General features: G+C 58.5%; 19 protein-coding genes. 4 read left to right on the top strand and 15 right to left on the bottom strand.

The annotated features are described in order from the left end of the window. Nucleotide 1 precedes the first annotated feature (1 nt). Together ftsH and rlmE are read right to left on the bottom strand one after the other, a co-directional pair. Entirely contained in the window at nt 2-1909 is a 1908-nt protein-coding gene (ftsH, locus tag AC1MDC_RS23470; RefSeq protein ID WP_011332403.1) for an ATP-dependent zinc metalloprotease FtsH, read from the bottom strand. 202 nt (nt 1910-2111) lie between these two features. After that, nucleotides 2112-2741, bottom strand: a complete 630-nt coding sequence (gene rlmE, locus AC1MDC_RS23465) for a 23S rRNA (uridine(2552)-2'-O)-methyltransferase RlmE (RefSeq protein ID WP_085698389.1) — start codon at nt 2739-2741, stop codon at nt 2112-2114. A 101-nt stretch (nt 2742-2842) separates the two neighbouring features. Here rlmE and AC1MDC_RS23460 point away from each other — a divergent pair, with 101 nt between their 5' ends. Beyond that, a complete protein-coding gene (locus AC1MDC_RS23460; RefSeq protein WP_085698388.1) occupies nt 2843-3151 on the top strand; it encodes a YhbY family RNA-binding protein in 309 nt (102 codons plus the stop codon). A gap of 9 nt (nt 3152-3160) precedes the next feature. Here the strand turns inward: AC1MDC_RS23460 and AC1MDC_RS23455 are convergent, their stop codons facing one another. The 8 genes from AC1MDC_RS23455 to grpE all read right to left on the bottom strand — a co-directional run bounded on the left by AC1MDC_RS23455 (nt 3161) and on the right by grpE (nt 13634). Next, nucleotides 3161-3565 carry an MFS transporter gene (locus AC1MDC_RS23455; protein ID WP_480393767.1) on the bottom strand — a complete coding sequence of 135 codons (405 nt, stop codon included), beginning with the start codon at nt 3563-3565 and terminating at the stop codon, nt 3161-3163. 28 nt (nt 3566-3593) lie between these two features. Beyond that, a complete protein-coding gene (gene greA, locus AC1MDC_RS23450; protein WP_007953757.1) occupies nt 3594-4070 on the bottom strand; it encodes a transcription elongation factor GreA in 477 nt (158 codons plus the stop codon). After that, nucleotides 4067-7288: a carbamoyl-phosphate synthase large subunit gene (gene carB, locus AC1MDC_RS23445; RefSeq protein WP_085698386.1), complete on the bottom strand. Its 3222-nt coding sequence runs from the start codon at nt 7286-7288 to the stop codon at nt 4067-4069. Before carB ends, greA begins: the two co-directional genes overlap by 4 nt. A gap of 126 nt (nt 7289-7414) precedes the next feature. Next, nucleotides 7415-8551: a glutamine-hydrolyzing carbamoyl-phosphate synthase small subunit gene (carA, locus tag AC1MDC_RS23440; RefSeq protein ID WP_007953761.1), complete on the bottom strand. Its 1137-nt coding sequence runs from the start codon at nt 8549-8551 to the stop codon at nt 7415-7417. Nucleotides 8552-8807: 256 nt separating this feature from the next. Then, complete coding sequence (gene dapB, locus AC1MDC_RS23435; RefSeq protein ID WP_085698385.1) at nt 8808-9614, bottom strand: 4-hydroxy-tetrahydrodipicolinate reductase; 807 nt, start codon at nt 9612-9614, stop codon at nt 8808-8810. Between the two features lie 9 nt (nt 9615-9623). Next, the gene (gene dnaJ / locus AC1MDC_RS23430) at nt 9624-10748 is read right to left on the bottom strand and encodes a molecular chaperone DnaJ (protein ID WP_085698384.1); all 1125 of its coding nucleotides are present in this window, start codon (nt 10746-10748) and stop codon (nt 9624-9626) included. A 297-nt stretch (nt 10749-11045) separates the two neighbouring features. Next, entirely contained in the window at nt 11046-12962 is a 1917-nt protein-coding gene (dnaK, locus tag AC1MDC_RS23425; protein WP_085698383.1) for a molecular chaperone DnaK, read from the bottom strand. A 102-nt stretch (nt 12963-13064) separates the two neighbouring features. Continuing rightward, a complete protein-coding gene (grpE, locus tag AC1MDC_RS23420) occupies nt 13065-13634 on the bottom strand; it encodes a nucleotide exchange factor GrpE (protein ID WP_085685597.1) in 570 nt (189 codons plus the stop codon). Nucleotides 13635-13874: 240 nt separating this feature from the next. Here grpE and recN point away from each other — a divergent pair, with 240 nt between their 5' ends. Further along, nucleotides 13875-15548 (top strand): DNA repair protein RecN, encoded by a 1674-nt coding sequence (gene recN, locus AC1MDC_RS23415; protein WP_085702435.1) that lies wholly within the window; start codon nt 13875-13877, stop codon nt 15546-15548. 75 nt (nt 15549-15623) lie between these two features. Here the strand turns inward: recN and fur are convergent, their stop codons facing one another. Then, a complete protein-coding gene (gene fur / locus AC1MDC_RS23410) occupies nt 15624-16028 on the bottom strand; it encodes a ferric iron uptake transcriptional regulator (protein WP_085685593.1) in 405 nt (134 codons plus the stop codon). 97 nt (nt 16029-16125) lie between these two features. On the opposite strand from fur, the gene AC1MDC_RS23405 reads away from it, so the two are divergent. Further along, nucleotides 16126-16653 carry an outer membrane protein assembly factor BamE gene (locus AC1MDC_RS23405; RefSeq protein WP_085685591.1) on the top strand — a complete coding sequence of 176 codons (528 nt, stop codon included), beginning with the start codon at nt 16126-16128 and terminating at the stop codon, nt 16651-16653. Between the two features lie 63 nt (nt 16654-16716). On the opposite strand, the gene AC1MDC_RS23400 is transcribed toward AC1MDC_RS23405, so the two are convergent. The 3 genes from AC1MDC_RS23400 to AC1MDC_RS23390 are packed head-to-tail and all read right to left on the bottom strand — an operon-like array spanning nt 16717 to nt 18869. Beyond that, a complete protein-coding gene (locus AC1MDC_RS23400) occupies nt 16717-17031 on the bottom strand; it encodes an RnfH family protein (RefSeq protein WP_085698381.1) in 315 nt (104 codons plus the stop codon). Continuing rightward, entirely contained in the window at nt 17024-17458 is a 435-nt protein-coding gene (locus AC1MDC_RS23395; protein ID WP_003221509.1) for a type II toxin-antitoxin system RatA family toxin, read from the bottom strand. Before AC1MDC_RS23395 ends, AC1MDC_RS23400 begins: the two co-directional genes overlap by 8 nt. A 7-nt stretch (nt 17459-17465) precedes the next feature. Then, the gene (locus tag AC1MDC_RS23390; RefSeq protein ID WP_085698379.1) at nt 17466-18869 is read right to left on the bottom strand and encodes a sodium-dependent transporter; all 1404 of its coding nucleotides are present in this window, start codon (nt 18867-18869) and stop codon (nt 17466-17468) included. A gap of 119 nt (nt 18870-18988) precedes the next feature. Between AC1MDC_RS23390 and smpB the strand changes: the two genes are divergently transcribed. Next, on the top strand, nt 18989-19471 hold the full coding sequence (gene smpB, locus AC1MDC_RS23385) for an SsrA-binding protein SmpB (protein WP_007953781.1): 483 nt from the start codon (nt 18989-18991) through the stop codon (nt 19469-19471). Nucleotides 19472-19521: 50 nt separating this feature from the next. Here smpB and AC1MDC_RS23380 read toward each other — a convergent pair whose 3' ends face one another. Further along, the gene (locus tag AC1MDC_RS23380) at nt 19522-20289 is read right to left on the bottom strand and encodes an FCD domain-containing protein (RefSeq protein ID WP_085698378.1); all 768 of its coding nucleotides are present in this window, start codon (nt 20287-20289) and stop codon (nt 19522-19524) included. Between the last annotated feature and the right edge of the window lie 146 nt (nt 20290-20435).

Below are 20435 nucleotides of genomic sequence, written 5' to 3'. Positions count from 1 at the left end.
CTTAAACGTCGGCAGCAGGACCGCCAATCGGTGTTTCCGGACGCTCACCCTGAATGACAGGAGGCGTGCCAGTACCGGTGCCGCCCGACCAGTCGCGAGGCTCGCGAGGTGTACGTCCGGCCATGATGTCGTCGATCTGTTCGGCATCGATCGTTTCGTACTTCATCAGGGCATCCGCCATGGCATCGAGCTTGTCGCGGTTGTCCGTGAGAATTTGCTTGGCCGTGCCGTAGCACTGGTCGATGATGCTGCGCACTTCGGAGTCGATCAGCTTGGCTGTCTCACCGGAGAAGCTGGCATTCTGACCCCCACCACCGCGACCGAGGAATACTTCACCCTCTTCTTCGGCATACATCAACGGACCGAGCTTTTCCGACAGACCCCATTTAGTCACCATGTTCCGCGCAATCTGACTCGCGCGCATGATGTCGTTGGAAGCACCCGTGGTCACACCATCGAAGCCCAAAGTCATTTCTTCGGCAATTCGGCCGCCGTACAACGAGCAGATCTGACTGATCAGCGCACGCTTGGACAGGCTGTAACGATCTTCTTCCGGCAGGAACATGGTCACACCCAGCGCACGACCGCGCGGGATGATCGATACCTTGTAGACCGGATCATGCTCGGGCACGACACGACCAACAATGGCATGGCCTGCTTCGTGATAAGCAGTGTTCTGCTTTTCCTTCTCGGACATGACCATGGATTTGCGCTCGGCGCCCATCATGATTTTGTCTTTGGCCAGTTCGAATTCTTTCATCTCGACGATGCGCTTGCCGGCGCGAGCAGCAAACAGCGAAGCCTCGTTGACCAGATTCGCCAGATCGGCACCGGAGAAGCCCGGAGTACCACGCGCAATAACGGCCGGAGCGACATCGTCACCCATTGGCACTTTACGCATGTGAACCTTGAGGATCTGCTCACGACCACGTATGTCCGGCAGACCGACCACAACTTGACGGTCGAAACGACCAGGACGCAGCAATGCAGGGTCGAGCACGTCAGGACGGTTGGTCGCAGCGATGACGATAATGCCGTCATTCATTTCGAAGCCATCCATCTCCACCAGCAACTGGTTGAGAGTCTGCTCGCGCTCATCGTGACCGCCGCCCATGCCGGCGCCACGATGGCGACCAACGGCGTCGATCTCGTCGATGAAGATAATGCACGGAGCGTGTTTCTTGGCCTGTTCGAACATGTCACGAACACGGCTGGCACCAACACCGACGAACATTTCGACGAAGTCGGAACCGGAAATGGTAAAGAACGGCACTTTGGCTTCGCCGGCAATCGCCTTGGCCAGCAAGGTTTTACCGGTACCCGGAGGACCGACCATCAGCACGCCACGAGGAATGCGGCCGCCCAGGCGCTGGAACTTGCCCGGATCACGAAGGAATTCAACCAGCTCACCAACTTCTTCCTTCGCTTCGTCGCAACCGGCAACGTCAGCCAGAGTGGTTTTCACCTGATCTTCGGACAGCAGACGCGCCTTGCTCTTTCCAAAGCTCATCGGCCCGCCCTTGCCGCCCGCGCCGCCCTGCATCTGGCGCATGAAGAACATGAACACCGCGATGATCACCAGGATCGGGAAGCTGGCTACCAGGAGCTGGGTCCAGATACTTTGCTGCTCAGGCTGCTTGCCTTCGACCACAACGTGGTTGTCGACGAGATCGCCGATCAGGCCATTGTCCTGGATTGCCGGACGAATGGTCTTGAAGCTATCGCCATCGTTGCGTTTGCCGGTAATCACGTAGCCGTCGACGGCCACGCGCTCGACCTTGCCATCCTTGACCTGCTGGATGAAGTCGGAATAGTTGAGGGTCTGCGGCTCGTTAGGGCTGGAGAAGTTGTTCATCACCGTCACCAGGACAGCCGCGATGATCAACCACAGGATCAGATTCTTTGCCATATCGTTCAATTAACTACCCTCTGAAGCAAGCTCCGCTACTGGCGCGCGCTTCGCATGATATTCACCGGCCTAACTTACTACATTACCTACAGCTCTGGCAGGCGCCGTCTGTAACCCTTTGTGAAACACTTTCTACACAATATTCGCTTATGCACGCGGGGCGAAATACGAAAAACCTATCACCCCGGCAAAAAACCTCGTTTTACTCACTGTGACCGCGATAGCCCCAAGCCAGCATATATTGCTCGCGGGAACTGTCGCGGGAAGAGTCCGGTTTAATCATCTGGACCTTGTCGAATTTCCGACGAGCGTCCTTCAGATAAGTATCGAACCCTTCACCCTGAAAAATCTTGATCAGGAAATTACCGCCCGGCTTGAGAATCCGCTCCGCCAGGTCAAGCGCCAGTTCGCAAAGAAACATGGCTTTCGGCATATCTACGGCGGGCGTACCACTCATATTGGGGGCCATATCGGAAATCACAAGGTCCACCTGTGAATTACCCACCGCCTCAAGGATTTGAGCAAGGACTTCATCCTGAGTGAAATCCCCCTGAATGAAGGTCACATCCGGAATGCTGTCCATTTCCAGGATGTCCGAAGCGATCAGACGCCCCTGACCACCGATCAACCGACTGGTGACCTGCGACCAGCCGCCGGGCGCGGCGCCCAGGTCGACAACGCTCATGCCGGGCCGGATCAGTTTGTATTTTTCCTGGACCTCCAGAAGCTTGTAACTCGCACGCGAACGGTAACCGTCCTTCTGCGCCTGCTTCACATAGGGGTCATTGACATGTCTTTTCAGCCAACCAAGGCTTGTCTTGGAACGCGCCATTGGGCACCTCGTTGATTAGGGTCGTGATTAATTGGGCGGATCCACGAGCCCTCGGGTAAAATGGCCGCCATTTTACAGAATCCAGACGAAAGGGTCAGATTATGCCGCTCACTCCCGAGCAGAAGAAACAGTACAAATCCATTGGCCACCACCTGAAACCAGTTCTGACTGTGGCTGACAACGGTTTGACTGAGGGTGTTTTAGCCGAACTCGAACGCGCATTGGCGGATCACGAGCTGATCAAGATCAAGCTCAACATCCTCGATCGTGAGGCGCGCCTGGCGTCCATTGCAGAGCTGTGCAAGGTCGGCAAAGCCGATCTGGTTCAAGTCATCGGCAAGATGGCACTGATTTACCGCAAGAACTTCAGCGTCAACAAGCAGCTGTCGAACGTCCATCGCTTCAAGTGATGGCCAGGGTCAAGGGTGTGCTTCGCGCACCCTGCCACTCCATCCCGGCACCGACTGCAAAACCAGCACCAACCCGGAGAAACCCAGTACAAGAAAGCTGAACTCCTGCCAGCGCTGCGCATCCGGCCAGCCGACACGCACTGCGACAAACATCGCACACGCATACAACGCCATCAGCAACACCTGTCCGCGAAAATCCCGCCATAGACTGGCAAGGCCTTCGGCCTGTACCAGCACCAAAGCCTGAAATATCACGCACGCGACGGCGAAACCCACCACCGCCACTTCAAACGTACTTGCAACTTCATCGATCAACAGCGGTGCCAGGCCGATTTGACCCAGCACCGGTCGCAGACTGAGATGAACCAGCCACAAGCCACCAACCCACAACATCTGGGCCAGTTGCCAGAGCATCGCGCCCGCATGCAGCGGGCGCCCACTCTCAGATGTGACGGACTTCGACAATCTCGTACTCGATATCGCCGCCCGGCGTTTTCACGACGACCGTGTCGCCCTCTTCCTTGGCAATCAAGGCGCGAGCGATCGGAGAGCCGACGGAAATCTTGCCGAGTTTGATGTCCGCTTCATCCTCACCCACGATCTGGTAAGTGACGCTTTCATCAGTTTCGACGTTGGCGATTTCGACGGTGGTGCCGAAAATCACTTTGCCGGTGTGCGGAATGGTCGTCACGTCGATGATCACCGCGTTCTGCAGGCGACCTTCGATGTCACGGATCCGCGCCTCGACCATGCCTTGCTGTTCGCGCGCGGCATGGTATTCAGCGTTTTCTTTCAAGTCACCCAACTCGCGGGCCGTACCGATGTCCTGGCTGAGCTTCGGACGAACGACCTTGGTCAGGTGAGCATGCTCTTCTTCCAGGGCTTTGGAGCCCTGGACGGTCATTGGGTATTTATTCATGCCTTCAATCCTGCGTGTAGATCCTGCAAGCGGCGTACGGTCTTCTCAGGACCGAACTTCAGCGCTTCACAGATAGCTTCGCCAGCAGCAATGGTGGTGGTGCAGTAGATTTTGTGCTGCAAGGCGTTACGACGAATGGAATAGGAATCGGCGATCGACTGACGACCTTCGGTGGTGTTGATGATCAGGGTGACTTCGTCATTCTTGATCATGTCGACCACGTGTGGACGACCCTCGGTCACCTTGTTCACGCGACGCACTTTCAGACCTGCGGCTTCGATCAGCTTGGCAGTGCCGGCAGTGGCTACGACTTCGAAGCCCAAGTTGATCAGATCACGGGCCACGCCTGCAACCAGTGGCTTGTCATCGTCGCGCACGCTGATGAATGCGGTACCGCCGGTCGGCAGCACTTCGCTGGCACCCATCTGGGCTTTGGCAAAGGCTTCGCCGAAGGTGTCACCGACGCCCATCACTTCACCGGTGGATTTCATCTCAGGGCCGAGGATCGGGTCAACGCCAGGGAACTTGGCGAACGGGAACACCGCCTCTTTCACACTGTAGAAGTTCGGAATGATTTCCTTGGTGAAACCGATTTCCTTCAGGGTTTTACCAGCCATCACGCGAGCCGCGATCATCGCCAGGGAAACACCGATGCACTTCGACACGAACGGAACGGTACGAGAAGCACGCGGGTTGACTTCGATGACGTAGATGTCTTCACCCTGCAGCGCCAACTGAACGTTCATCAGGCCGACCACGCCCAGTTCCAGGGCCATTTTCTTGACCTGTTCGCGCATCTCGTCCTGGATGTGCGCCGGCAGCGAGTACGGCGGCAGCGAGCACGCCGAGTCACCGGAGTGAACGCCGGCCTGTTCGATGTGCTGCATGATCGCGCCGATCACTACGTCCTTGCCGTCGCAGACCGCATCCACGTCCATCTCGATGGCGCAGTTGAGGAAGTGGTCGAGCAGCACCGGGCTGTCGTTCGACACTTGCACCGCGTCACGCAGGTAACGCTTGAGTTCTTCTTCCTTGTAGACGATTTCCATCGCCCGGCCGCCCAGCACATAGGACGGACGCACCACCAGCGGGTAACCAATTTTCGCAGCAGCACGAACAGCTTCGTCTTCGCTGCGCACGGTGGCGTTTGGCGGCTGACGCAGGTTCAGACGCTCGACCATTTGCTGGAAGCGCTCACGGTCTTCGGCACGGTCGATGGCGTCAGGGCTGGTGCCGATGATCGGCACGCCGGCCGCTTCCAGGGCACGAGCCAGTTTCAGAGGCGTCTGGCCGCCGTACTGGACGATCACGCCTTTCGGCTTCTCGACGCGGCAGATTTCCAGCACGTCTTCCAGAGTGACCGGTTCGAAGTACAGACGATCGGAAGTGTCGTAGTCAGTGGAAACGGTTTCCGGGTTGCAGTTGACCATGATGGTCTCGTAACCGTCATCGCGCAGCGCCAGTGCCGCGTGTACGCAGCAGTAGTCGAACTCGATGCCCTGACCGATACGGTTCGGGCCACCGCCAAGGATGATGATTTTGTCGCGACCGGACGGCGCGGCTTCGCACTCTTCCTCGTAAGTCGAGTACAGGTAGGCGGTGTCGGTGGCGAACTCGGCCGCGCAGGTGTCGACGCGCTTGTAGACCGGGAACACTTCCAGCTTGTGGCGGTGAGTACGCAGGTTCTTCTCGGTGACGCCCAACAGCTTGGCCAGACGCTGGTCGGAGAAACCTTTGCGCTTGAGCTTGAACATCAGGTCGCGGTCGATAGCGGACAGACCAAGGGTCTTGACCTTCTCTTCGTCCTTGATCAGATCTTCGATCTGTACCAGGAACCACGGATCGATCATGTTCATGCCGAAGATTTCTTCGACGGTCATGCCGGCGCGGAAGGCGTCCGCCACGTACCAGATACGCTCGGCGCCAGGCACGGTCAGTTCGCGCTTGAGCACGCTCATGCTTTCCGGGTTGCTCAGGTCGACTTTCTCGTCCAGACCGCAAACACCCACTTCCAGACCGCGCAGGGCTTTCTGCAGGGATTCCTGGAAGGTACGGCCGATGGCCATGACTTCGCCTACGGACTTCATTTGGGTGGTCAGACGCGCATCAGCGTTGGAGAACTTCTCGAAAGCGAAGCGCGGCATCTTGGTGACGACGTAGTCGATGGACGGTTCGAACGACGCCGGGGTCTTGCCGCCGGTGATGTCGTTCGACAGCTCGTCGAGGGTGTAGCCGACTGCCAGTTTGGCCGCAACCTTGGCGATCGGGAAACCGGTGGCTTTCGAAGCCAGGGCCGAAGAGCGCGATACGCGCGGGTTCATTTCGATCACGACCATGCGGCCGGTGTCCGGGCAGATACCGAACTGAACGTTGGAACCGCCGGTCTCGACGCCGATCTCGCGCAGTACCGCCAGCGAGGCGTTACGCAGAATCTGATATTCCTTGTCGGTCAGGGTCTGGGCCGGGGCAACAGTGATCGAGTCACCAGTGTGCACGCCCATCGGGTCGAAGTTTTCGATCGAGCAGACGATGATGCAGTTGTCCTTTTTGTCGCGGACAACTTCCATTTCATACTCTTTCCAGCCGATCAGCGATTCGTCGATCAGCAGCTCCTTGGTCGGCGACAGGTCCAGACCGCGGGCGCAGATTTCTTCGAACTCTTCACGGTTGTAAGCGATACCGCCACCGGTGCCGCCCATGGTAAAGGACGGACGGATGATGCACGGGAAGCCCAGGCGCTCGAGTACTGCGTTGGCTTCTTCCATGCTGTGGGCGATACCGGAACGCGGGCATTCCAGGCCGATGGCTTTCATCGCCTTATCGAAACGCGAACGGTCTTCAGCCTTGTCGATGGTGTCGGCGTTGGCCCCGATCATCTCTACGCCGAACTTCTCCAGAACGCCTTCGCGCTCCAGATCCAGGGCGCAGTTCAGAGCAGTCTGGCCGCCCATGGTTGGCAACACGGCATCCGGACGCTCTTTTTCGATGATCTTGGCAACGGTCTGCCATTTGATCGGCTCGATGTAGGTGGCGTCGGCCATGTCCGGATCGGTCATGATGGTGGCCGGGTTGGAGTTCACCAGGATGACGCGGTAACCCTCTTCGCGCAGGGCTTTGCAAGCCTGGGCGCCGGAGTAGTCGAATTCGCAAGCCTGGCCGATAACGATCGGGCCAGCGCCGAGAATCAGGATGCTTTTAATGTCTGTACGTTTTGGCATGGGTTTGTCACTCAAATCCGCAGGTCAGTCGGCAAGCCGTCTTGATCGATTTCTGAAGTCCCGAGGGGGCCGCCGGTTCCGGGGCCGCCCTCAAGAGGCTTCTCGCTACAGTCTCAAGGCGAGCGCTTAGCGTCGCTTGGCCATCTCGTTGATGAAGCGGTCAAACAGAGGGGCCACATCGTTCGGGCCCGGGCTCGCCTCAGGGTGACCCTGGAAGCTGAACGCGCTCTTGTCGGTGCGCTCGATACCTTGCAAGGTGCCGTCGAACAGCGATTTGTGGATCGCGCGGACGTTGGCTGGCAGGGTTTCTTCGTCAACCGCGAAACCGTGGTTCTGGCTGGTGATCATCACGACGCCCGTGTCCAGATCCTGAACCGGGTGGTTGGCACCGTGGTGGCCGTGACCCATTTTCAGGGTCTTGGCGCCAGAGGCCAGGGCCAGGAGTTGGTGACCGAGGCAGATGCCGAAGACCGGAATTTCGGTTTCCAGCACTTCCTTGATTGCCTTGATCGCGTAGTCGCAAGGCTCCGGATCGCCAGGGCCGTTGGACAGGAACACGCCGTCCGGCTTCAAGGCCAGTACGTCGGCAGCCGGGGTTTGCGCCGGCACAACGGTCACTCGGCAGCCGCGCTCGACCAGCATGCGCAGGATGTTGACCTTGACGCCGTAGTCGTAGGCAACCACGTGATAAGGGAGTTCGGAGGCTTCGATGGTCGCGTGGCTGTCGGTTTTCAGATCCCAGACAGTGGAGCGCCATTCGTATTGGGTCTTGGTGCTGACGACTTTCGCCAGGTCCATGCCCTTCAGGCCCGGGAAGCCTTGCGCCGCAGCGATGGCCGCTTCTTCGGAAATGTTGTCGCCGGCCATGATGCAGCCGTTCTGTGCGCCTTTTTCACGCAGAATGCGGGTCAGGCGGCGGGTGTCGATACCAGCGATTGCCACAACATTGTTGGCTTTCAGGTAATCGGACAGAGACATCGTGTTACGCCAGTTGCTCGCTACCAGGGGCAGGTCACGGATGACCAGGCCAGCGGACCAGACGCGGTCGGACTCGGCGTCTTCCGGCGTGGTACCGGTGTTGCCGATGTGGGGGTAAGTCAGGGTAACGATCTGTTGGGCGTAGGAAGGATCGGTAAGGATTTCCTGATAGCCGGTCATTGCGGTGTTGAACACCACCTCACCAACGGTCTGACCGTCGGCTCCAATGGCTTCGCCGCGAAAAATGCTGCCATCAGCAAGGGCGAGTATGGCTGGCTTAGTCAAGAAGACCTCCCGTAAATAACGCATGAAAGGGCAATCGCAGGTTGTAAAAAAGCGGAGTGACGTATGGACACGTCACCCCGCTTCTTCACTGAATTATTCTGCGCGCTTTTAGTGGACACACTAAAGCTGTAGCTTACAGAAAAAGGGATTTTTGGTCTACCGCCAATGAGCCCGAAAGGCCGGAGAATGCGACAGGGCGTCGCCGGGTGGAGCAAAACCGGCACAAACAGGGCGTTTGCGCCGGCTTCAGAACATCTCAATGCAGGTCAAGCACGTCCTGCATGTCGTACAAACCAGGCTCGCGAGCATCCAGCCACAACGCTGCACGCACCGCGCCTTTGGCGAAGGTCATGCGACTCGAAGCCTTGTGCGTGATTTCCAGGCGCTCGCCCTCACAGGCAAACAGCACCGTGTGATCACCCACCACATCACCACCTCGAACAGTGGCGAAACCGATGGTTTCACGCGCACGGGCACCGGTGTGACCTTCACGACCATAGACCGCGACCTTCTGCAGATCACGGTCCAGCGCATTGGCAATCACCTCACCCATGCGCAGGGCCGTACCCGACGGCGCATCGATCTTGTGGCGGTGATGGGCTTCGATGATTTCGATGTCCGCATCTTCCGCCAATACCCGCGCTGCCATGTCGAGCAGCTTCAACGACAGGTTGACGCCAACACTGAAATTGGCAGCGAAGACAATCGGAATATCCTTGCCCGCCTCGGCCAGCAACTGCTTCTGCGCAGCATCCAGCCCGGTCGTGCCGATCACCATCGCCTTGCCGGCCTTGCGGCAGAAGGCCAGGTTTTTCAGCATGACTTCCGGCAGGGTGAAGTCGATCAACACATCGAACTCTTCCGCCACCGACTCCAGATTCCCGGAGAGCGGCACACCGATTCGACCGAGCGAAGCCAGCTCACCGGCATCCACACCGATCAGCGTACTGCCAGGGCGGACAATCGCAGCCGTCAGACCGGTCAGCGGCGCGCGCTGCTGCACCGCCTCGACCAGAATCTTGCCCATGCGCCCGGCAGCGCCCATCACAGCTATACGTCGCATGCCGACTCCTTACAGATCGCCGAAGAAGCGTTTCACACCGTCGAACCAACCGGTGGTTTTCGGGGAGTGACTGTTGTCGTCCGCCAGGGAACTGCGGAACTCTTCCAGCAGTTCACGCTGACGACGATTCAGATTGACCGGCGTTTCGACTGCCACACGGCACATCAGATCGCCCGCACCACCGCCACGTACCGGCGCAACACCCTTGCCGCGTACACGGAACTGCTTGCCGGTCTGAGTCCCTTCCGGAATCTTCAGTTTGACGCGACCGTCGAGGGTCGGAATTTCCAGCTCGCCACCCAGGGCTGCATCGACGAAGCTGATCGGCACTTCGCAGAACAGGTGCTTGCCGTCACGCTGGAAGATGTCGTGTTCGCGGACGTTGATCACGACGTACAGGTCGCCGGTCGGACCACCCTGAGTACCCGCCTCGCCTTCGCCGGACAGACGGATGCGGTCACCCGTGTCGACACCGGCCGGCACTTTGACGGAGAGGGTTTTGTATTCTTCGACGCGACCGTCGCCGTGGCAGGAATCGCACGGGTCGGAAATGATCTTGCCCTGGCCATGGCAGCGCGGGCAGGTCTGCTGCACCGAGAAGAAGCCTTGCTGCATGCGCACCTGGCCGATGCCGCCGCAAGTCGGACAAGTCGACGGCGACGAGCCTTTCTTGGCGCCCGAACCATCGCATGGCTTGCAGTTGACCAATGTCGGAACGCGGATATTCACGGTCGTGCCGCGCACCGCTTCTTCCAGGTTCAGCTCCAGGGTGTAGCGCAAATCGCTGCCACGCTGTGCGCCACCGCGGGAACCGCCGCGACCGCCACCGAAGAAATCACTGAAGACATCACCGAAGATGTCGGAGAAGTTCTGACCGCCGAAGCCTGCACCACCGCCGCCCATGCTTGAGTCGACGCCGGCATGACCGTACTGGTCGTACGCTGCACGCTTGCTTGAATCGGAGAGCACTTCGTAGGCTTCGTTGGCCTCTTTGAACAGATCTTCCGACGCTTTGTCACCGGGATTACGGTCCGGGTGGTGCTTCATTGCCAAACGGCGATAGGCCTTTTTCAGGTCTGCTTCGCTTGAGCTGCGCTCAACACCCAACACTTCGTAATAGTCACGCTTTGCCATAAGTTCTTCATACTCTTGAGGACGTTCGGCAAACCCCTCCTGAGCTTCGCCAAACTCGTTGAGCCCCAATACAGGCCCGGACCCAACTCACGTCAATTCAACGATCCTGGTCTTTGGTTCATGCGGTATTTGCAGCGCGAAAAGCAGGAGCATTCCCGGCCATACCGCCAACACACGAAGCTTGTCGCATGCTGTAAAAATTCGCGTATTCCAGATACGCCAACGCGGGAGCAAGCTCCCGCGCGGCGACATCCTACCAGTCACCGCCGCAAGGCAGTCAACCGGGCGACCAACAACTTACTTGTGGTCTTTTACTTCTTCGAACTCGGCATCGACGACATCGTCAGCCTTTTCAGCTTTCTCGTCGTGCTGCGCCGCGCCTTCGGCAGGCTGAGCCTGTTCGGCGTACATCTTCTGGGCAACCGGTGCGGAGACTTTCGACAGCTCTTCAACCTTGGCGTCGATGGCAGCCTTGTCGTCGCCTTTTACGGCAGCTTCCAGGGCAACCACGGCTGCTTCGATTGCAGTCTTCTCTTCTGCAGTCACTTTGTCGCCAGCATCAGCGATCATCTTGCGAGTCGAGTGAACCAGTGCATCACCCTGGTTACGGGCAGCGGCCAGCTCTTCGAACTTGCGGTCTTCCTCGGCGTTGGCCTCGGCATCACGCACCATGCGCTCGATTTCTTCGTCGGACAGACCGGAGTTGGCCTTGATCACGATCGACTGGGTCTTGCCGGTAGCCTTGTCCTTCGCACCTACGTGCAGGATGCCGTTGGCGTCAATGTCGAAGGTCACTTCGATCTGCGGCACGCCACGTGGAGCTGGTGGAATGTCGGCCAGGTCGAACTTGCCCAGAGACTTGTTCTGTGCGGCTTGCTTGCGCTCGCCCTGCAGGACGTGAATGGTCACAGCGCCTTGGTTGTCGTCGGCAGTCGAGAACACTTGCGATTTCTTGGTAGGAATCGTGGTGTTTTTCTCGATCAGCGCGGTCATCACGCCACCCATGGTTTCGATACCCAGGGTCAGCGGGCTGACGTCGAGCAGCAGAACGTCTTTCACGTCACCAGCCAGAACGGCGCCCTGGATGGCTGCACCCATGGCAACGGCTTCGTCCGGGTTCACGTCTTTACGTGCTTCCTTACCGAAGAAATCGGTAACTGCCTTCTGCACCAGTGGCATACGAGTCTGACCACCGACCAGAATCACGTCGTCAATTTTGCTGGCGTCGATACCGGCATCCTTCAGAGCGATGCGGCATGGCTCGATGGTACGGTTCACCAGATCTTCGACCAGCGACTCGAGCTTGGCACGAGAGATCTTCACGTTCAGGTGCTTAGGACCAGTCGCATCTGCTGTGATGTACGGCAGGTTGACGTCGGTCGACTGAGAAGAAGACAGCTCGATCTTGGCTTTCTCAGCGGCTTCTTTCAGACGCTGCAGCGCCAGAGGATCGTTCTTCAGATCCATGCCGGACTCTTTCTTGAACTCGTCGACGAGGTAGTCGATCAGACGCATGTCGAAGTCTTCACCACCCAGGAAGGTATCACCGTTGGTGGCCAGTACTTCGAACTGGTGCTCGCCGTCAACTTCAGCGATTTCGATCACGGAAACGTCGAAGGTACCACCACCCAGGTCATAAACGATCACGGTGTGATCGCCCTTGGCCTTGTCCATGCCGTAAGCCAGAGCAGCTGCGGTTGGTTCGTTGATGATACGTTTTACGTCCAGACCGGCGATGCGACCAGCATCTTTGGTCGCCTGACGCTGGCTGTCGTTGAAGTAGGCCGGAACGGTAATCACCGCCTCGGTCACAGCTTCGCCGAGGTAGTCTTCGGCGGTCTTCTTCATCTTCTTCAGGACTTCGGCGCTGATTTGCGGCGGAGCCATCTGCTTGCCAGAGGCCTCAACCCAAGCGTCACCATTGTTGGCCTTGACGATCTTGTAAGGCACCAGCTTGATGTCTTTCTGCACGACTTCTTCGTCGAAGCGGCGGCCGATCAGGCGCTTCACCGCGAACAGTGTGTTGTGCGGGTTGGTCACAGCCTGACGCTTGGCGGACTGACCCACCAGGATTTCACCGTCGTTGGCGTAAGCGATGATCGACGGCGTGGTACGCGCGCCTTCGGCGTTTTCAATAACTTTGGCTACGCCGTTTTCCAGCACGGAGACGCAGGAGTTGGTAGTCCCCAGGTCGATACCGATAATTTTGCCCATGTTCACTCTCCCGAAACTTTGGATTTTGTTGCCGCAGCAGTGGTGGCTAACTGCGGTAATACTTAAACGCTTGACTTCTAAATGGGGGCCTTGCGGCTAATTTCAAGCCTTCTCGTCAATCGAAGGCGAAACCGGTGCCGGCGCCTTGCTGACCACAACCATCGCCGGACGCAGCAGGCGGCCATTGAGCTGGTAGCCCTTCTGGAATACTTTCAGAACGCTGTTCGGTTCCAGGTCAGCACTTTCCTGCATGGCCATTGCCTGATGTTCCACGGCGTTGAACGGCTCGCCTTCCTGCGGACTGACAGCTACAAGCTGATAGCGCTTGAGGGTGTCCTGGAACATTTTCAGGGTCAGCTCGATGCCTTCGCGCATCGGACGGATGCTTTCGTCGTCCGGGCTCGACAGCTCAAGGCCGCGCTCCAGGCTGTCGACGATCGGCAGCAGGTCGCCGGCGAATTTTTCCAGCGCAAACTTGTGCGCCTTTTCTACATCCTGCTCGGCACGGCGGCGGACGTTCTGCAGATCGGCAGCTACGCGCAGCGATTGATCCTGCGCGGCGGCCAATTGCTCTTCGAGCACTTGTACACGGGTCGCCAGGTCATCACCCGAAGCCTCGGGCGCCTGATTGGCTTCTGGATTTTGCGTATCTACTGTCTGTTCGTCAGCCATAGAATTCTCCTTTCAATATCGTCCGCGAGTTCGATTCGCGCTTCTGCCCCGGTATATGGGGCCGCAAAATCAGGCTTCAAGGGCTGACAACGATTAACCCTACAAAAAAGTGCTGCATTGTCATTCCAGGGCGCGACAGGCATTTGATCGGATCATTCCCATCGAACCGAGTGAGGGCATTGTCAGCCCGAAACAAAACACTGTATAAATAACCAGACCTGAAGCCTGGGAGCGGCCTTTATGCTGGTGCACCTGTCCGTACACAACTACGCCATCGTTGAACATCTCGATCTCGAACTCGATCGCGGCATGAGCGTGATTACCGGGGAAACCGGCGCCGGCAAGTCGATCATGCTCGATGCCCTGGGCCTGACGCTCGGCGATCGCGCCGACAGCGGCGTGGTTCGACCGGGCGCCGACAAGGCCGATATTCTGGCGACCTTCGATCTGGCCGACATCCCCGAGGCCAGCGCCTGGCTGGCGGAGCGCGACCTGGAAATCGACGGCCCGTGCATCCTGCGCCGGGTCATCACCTGCGAAGGTCGCTCACGCGGCTATATAAATGGCACGCCCTGCCCGCTCGGCGATCTCAAGGCGCTCGGCGAGTTGCTGATCGATATCCACAGCCAGCACGAACACCAATCCCTGCTCAAGACCGACACCCACCGACGCCTGCTCGACGAGTACGCCGGGGCCACCGATCTGGCGCGCCAGGTGCATCTGGCCGCCCAGCGCTGGCGTCAGACTCGCCAGGAGCTGGAACGCCTTTCCAACTCCGGCGACGAACAGCGTGCACGCCATCAGTTGCTCAGCTACCAGCTCGAAGAACTGGAAAACCTCGGCCTCGGTGAAAATGAGCTGGAAGAACTGGAGCAGGAACACAAGAACCTGACCAACGCCGAAACCCTGCTCGGTATTTGCCGACAAGTGGTCGAGCAATGCAGTGAAAGCGATTCTGGCAATGTGCTGAATGCCCTGACGGCCAGTCTCAATCGCCTGTCGAGCGTGAACAACTCGGTCGGCGCACTGGGTGAGGCGAGCAGCCTGCTGACCAGTGCACAGATCCAGGTCGAAGAAGCCGTCGGCGAACTCAATCGCTTTCTCGACAATTTCGATGCCGATCCGGCGCGCCTGCAATATCTGGAAGAACGTCTGGATTCCATCTACACGTTGGCACGCAAACACCGCATACAGCCGACGGAAGTAGCGGAGATGCAGCAGAAGCTGCTCGATGAAATTGAAGCCCTGGACGCCAACGATGAATCCATCGAGCGTCTCTCCGAAGAACTCGCATCCTATGCCCGCCACTATCAGGAAAAGGCTCGGGAACTGAGCGAGCTGCGCCATCAGGCGGCCGGCAGCCTGGCCAGCGCTGTGGAGCAGGAGATTCAGCGCTTGGGCATGCCCGGCGGTCGCTTCACTATAGAGTTGCGCGCCAACAACAGCAGCGAACTGCAACCCAATGGCCTGGAGCAAGTCGAGCTGCTGGTCAGCGCCAACCCGGGCCAGCCTTTGAAGGCCCTGGCCAAAGTGGCGTCCGGTGGTGAGCTGTCACGGATCAGCCTGGCCATCCAGGTGATTACCGCCCAGACCTCTCGCGTACCGACGCTGGTGTTCGACGAAGTGGACGTGGGCATTGGCGGTCCGACGGCCGAAATCGTCGGCCAGTTGTTGCGCCGCCTCGGTGATCGCGGGCAGGTATTGACGGTCACGCACTTGCCGCAGGTCGCGGCTCAGGGGCATCAGCATTTGTTCGTCCACAAGGTGCGTGGTGAACAGGCCACTCACACGGCCGTTTCGAAGCTGAGCAAGAATGACCGTATAGAAGAAGTCGCGCGAATGCTTGGCGGCATCGATCTAACCAAAGAGTCCTTGGCGCACGCGAAAAAGATGGTCGTTACCGCAAAGGTTTAAGCACCGCAGAAAGCACGAAGGCGACCCTCGGGTCGCCTTCGTTCGTTTCGCGAACCTGAAATTCGCGCGACATGCTTACTTTTTCTTGCGTACGTACAGCACCAGGTTGTGATCCACCAGATCAAAACCATGCTCCTCGGCGATTGCCTTCTGAAGCTTCTCGATTTCCGGGCTGACGAATTCGACAACCTCGCCGGAGTCCACGTTGACCATATGGTCGTGGTGGCCACTGTCGGCCAATTCGAATACCGCGTGACCGCCGTCGAAGTTGTGACGGACCACGAGGCCAGCCGCTTCGAACTGGGTCAGTACACGGTAAACCGTGGCCAGACCGACGTCCTCGCCAGCTTCCATCAACGCCTTGTAGACGTCCTCGGCACTCATGTGACGCTGCTCGGTAGAGTCGAGCATTTGCAGGATCTTGACCCGTGGCAGGGTCACTTTGAGGCCGGCTTTGCGTAGTTCGCTATTTTCAACCATGGTCAGCTTTCTCGCGATGCTGCTTCGCAGCTTCTCTTAATGCGGGTATGATCGGCGTTTACGTTGTCCCAGCCAAGATAGTGGAAGTCGCCCACCGATGCAAAACACCAAGCTCTTGCTAACCAGTTTCACCTTTGTGGGACTGCTCGCACTCGCCGGTTGTTCATTCCCCGGGGTTTACAAAATCGACATCCAGCAGGGCAATGTCGTCACGCAGGACATGATAGACCAGTTACGCCCGGGAATGACCCGGCCGCAAGTACGGTTTATCATGGGCAACCCTCTGCTTGCCGACACGTTCCATGCCAACCGCTGGGATTATCTGTACAGCCTGCAACCGGGTGGCGGTGAACGCCAGCAGGAACGCGTGAGTGTCATTTTCGACTCGAATGACCGCCTTGCCGCCCTATCCGGTGACTTCATGCCAGGCGTCAGCCGTGACGAAGCCATTCTCGGCAAGGACAGTGGAACCAGCGTGACCGCTCCTGCCGAGAACGTCGAGCAGCCAAAACCGGAAAAACCAGCCAAGCCGGGCTCCCTGCTGGATCAGATCCAGAAGGACGTCGATGGTGTGGAAACCGTTCCGGTTCCAACGCCAGAACCGCTGGATACCTCGCCGCAATAATTTGCGACGCAATAAAAAAACCCGGAAATTCCGGGTTTTTTTATTGCCTGTCGTTTGGCCAGCCTACTGATTTCGCGCCTTGGCCTCGGCGGCTTTCGCGGCACGCAGACGGCGCACTTCTTTCGGATCAGCCAACAGCGGTCGATAGATCTCGATGCGATCGCCCTCCTGAACCTGTCGAGTATCCGGATCAGCGATCACTTTGCCGAAGATCCCCAAGGGACAGCTCTGCAGATCCAGCTCCGGAAATTCAGCATCAATCCCGGAAGCCATCAGCGCCGCCCGCACCGTCGCACCTTCGACGACGCTGACCACCCGCAAAACCTGACGATCAACGGCGGCATACACCACTTCGATTTCGATCACCGGCTCAACCATGCATCTGCTTGGCGCGCTGGCAGAACGCATCCACCAATGTATTGGCCGCCTGATTGAACAACGGACCGAGCGTCGCCCGGACCAACGGGCCGGCATAGTCGAAAGAAAGATCCAGACTGATCTTGCAGGCCTTCTCGTTCAGCGCCTTGAACACCCAGACGCCATGCAGCTGATTGAACGGCCCCTCCTCAAGATTCATCTCAATCGACTGTCCCGGCACCAGCGTATTGCGCGTCACGAAATGCTGACTGAGACCACCCTTGGCCACGCCGACACTGGCGCGCATATGCTCAGGCGAGCTTTCCAGAACCTCAGCAGACGAGCACCACGGCAAAAACTCGGGGTAACGCGCCACGTCATTGACCAGGTCGTAGAGAAATTGCGCCGGGTAAGGCAGCAGTGCCGATCGTTGAATATGTGTCGTCATGTAAGCGTCACTTCCAGAGCTGGGTGGCAAACACTACAAGAATGCCGATGGGCGCCACATAGCGCATCAAGAACAGAGACAGGGCGAACAGCACCGGGCTGCGAATCGACAACTCGTCACGCACCGCTTCACGCCCCATCACCCAACCGGCAAACAGCACGAAGCACAGCCCGCCGAGCGGCAACATGATCCGCGAGGTGAAGAAGTCGATCACCCCAAAGAAGTCCAGACCACCGGCCGCACCCCATTGGTAGAGATGGAACACCCCGCCATCGTTCACGAAAAATTTGGCTTCCTTCCAGATATTGAAGGAAAACACCGTACCCAGGCCGACGAACCAGCAAGTAAATGCCAACCAGAACGTCACCCAGGCACGACTGATTTTAGTCCGCTCGACCAGATAGGCGACCATTGGCTCCAGCAGGGAAATCGCCGAGCTCCAGGCCGCAATGGCCACCAAAACGAAGAACACCACGCCCATCAACTGGCCGAAAAGCACGTTACCGAAAGCAAATGGCAGGCTGACGAACATCAGCCCCGGGCCTTCGCTCGGGTTCAAACCACCGGCGAACACAATCGGAAACAAGGCCAGGCCGGCCACCAGCGAAACAAAAGTATCGAGCAGCGCCACACCCACGACCGTGCCGGACAGCGAGGCTTCCTTGGTCATGTAGGCGCCGTAGATCATGATCGAGCCCACGCCCACACTCAGCGAGAAAAACGCGTGCCCCATGGCCGGCAGCAAGCCGTCGAGGACTTTCTCCGGATGGAAGTCGAACATGAAATGCACGCCCTCCATGAAATGCCCGGTGGTCATGCTGTAACCCAGCAGCACCAGCACCATCACGAACAGCAGCGGCATCATGATCCGCAGGCTGCGCTCAAGCCCTGCGACCACGCCCTTGGCGATGACCACGGCCGAAAGCAGCATGAAGGCCGTGTGCCAGAGAGTCAGGCGCCACGGATCGGCGATGACATTACCGAAGTACGCCCCGACTTGATCGGCCGTCGCGCCCTGAAAGTCGCCGCGTCCCATATCAATGATGTAATCCAGCGACCAGCCGCCGACCACACTGTAGAAAGACAGGATCAGCAACGCCGTGATCATCCCGGCGAATGCGCCCCACGACCATTTGCCCGAGTGACCGGCTTCCAGCGCCAGCGCCTTCAGGGCATTTGCCGGACTCTGGCGGGCACGTCGGCCGATCAGGGTCTCGGCGAGCATGACCGGGATGCCGATCAGCGCGATGCACGCCAGAAACATCAGCACGAAGGCGCCGCCACCGTAGACCCCGACCATGTAGGGGAACTTCCAGATGCTGCCCAGTCCCACGGCCGAGCCGGTCGCGGCGAAAATGAAAACCCAGCGGCTAGCCCAACTGCCGTGGACAGAAACCTTGTCTGTCGACATCGTTTATCACGCCCAAGCGTTAGAAAAAGAGGCCGCATTGTCCGGGATTCACACAACCTGCTCAAGCACGCAGCATCACCGTAGCCGACAGCCGTTTATCTCCATATAATGCCGCCCCTATGGCTAAACAGAAGAAACACCCAACAGGGACCATCGCGCAAAACAAAAAGGCGCGACACGATTACTTCATCGAGCACAAGTTCGAGGCTGGTCTGGTCCTGGCCGGCTGGGAAGTAAAAAGTCTGCGGGCAAGCAAACTGCAACTGGTCGACAGTTACGTGTTGCTCAAGGATGGCGAAGCCTGGTTGCTCGGCAGCCACATCACGCCTCTGATGACCGCCAGCACCCACGTCATTGCCGACCCGGTGCGTACCCGCAAGTTGCTGCTCAACCGCCGCGAGCTGGACAAGCTCGCCGCCGCCGTGCAGCAAAAGGGTTACGCCTGCGTGTGCCTGTCCTGGTACTGGAGCAAGCACATGGTCAAGTGCGAGATCGCACTGGGCAAGGGCAAGAAGGAATACGACAAGCGTGATACCGAACGCGAACGCGATGCTGGTCGCGAGTTGCAGCGTGCGGTGCGCAACAAGGGCAAGGAAGACTGATTCCTCTGCCTGAATGACCGTTCCCGCGCCCGCCGCGGGAACGGTCATGCCTACATTCCCTTGCGTCGTTCGGCGCGAGCCATGCGCTGTACTTCCTGTCGCACCTCTTCCAGCACTTCCTGTACATAAAGAATGTGTCGGCTGGATACCTCACGCGCCTGTTCCGCGCGCCCCTCGATAATCGCCAGATACAATTCCCGATGCTGTGTGATCAGCATGTCGCGGGTTTCCGCACGCTGTTTGTACATGCCACCGATGTTGGTCACCACGTTGCGCTTGAGCAGGTCGAACAGCCCGCGAATGGTGTGCAGCAACACCGCGTTGTGACTGGCCTCGGCAATCGCAAGATGGAATTTCGCATCCGCCGCGCCCTCTTCCGCCCGGCTCACTTCGTCATGCCGCGAATAGCAGTCCTGTAATTCTTCGAACGCAGTCGTCAACCGCTCACGATCCACATCCGTGGCGCGCAATGCCGCGTAATAGGCGCACGATGCCTCCAGCGTGTGGCGAAATTCCAGCAGATCGCGCTGCGCCTCGGGATTGCTTTCCAGCAATTGCAGCAGCGGATCGCTGAAGGTTGAACCGAGACTTTCCACAACATAGTTGCCGCCGCCCTGCTTGCTCACCAGCAAACCCTTGGCCGCCAGTTTCTGAATCGCCTCGCGCAACGAGGGCCGGGAAACGCCGAACTGTTCCGCCAAAGTCCGCTCGGCCGGCAGACGTTCGCCGGACTTCAGCGTGCCCTCGAGAATCATCCCTTCCAGTCGCTCGACAATGTCGTCAGACAAACGGCGCTGACGTATCTGATCAAACCCCATCACTCAACTCTCCACCATCCCGACCGCTCGCCGGGCTCTCTATTCTGGCCTATCGACGCTGCGCCGACACCTGCCAGATGACGCCAATTCAACCGGTGCACTCCGACTTGCCGTCCGGTTGTTCGACAAAAGTTTTAGGGCGGCAA

Source organism: Pseudomonas sp. 1, assembly GCF_056626735.1.
This window is presented reverse-complemented; position numbering and strand designations above follow the sequence as displayed.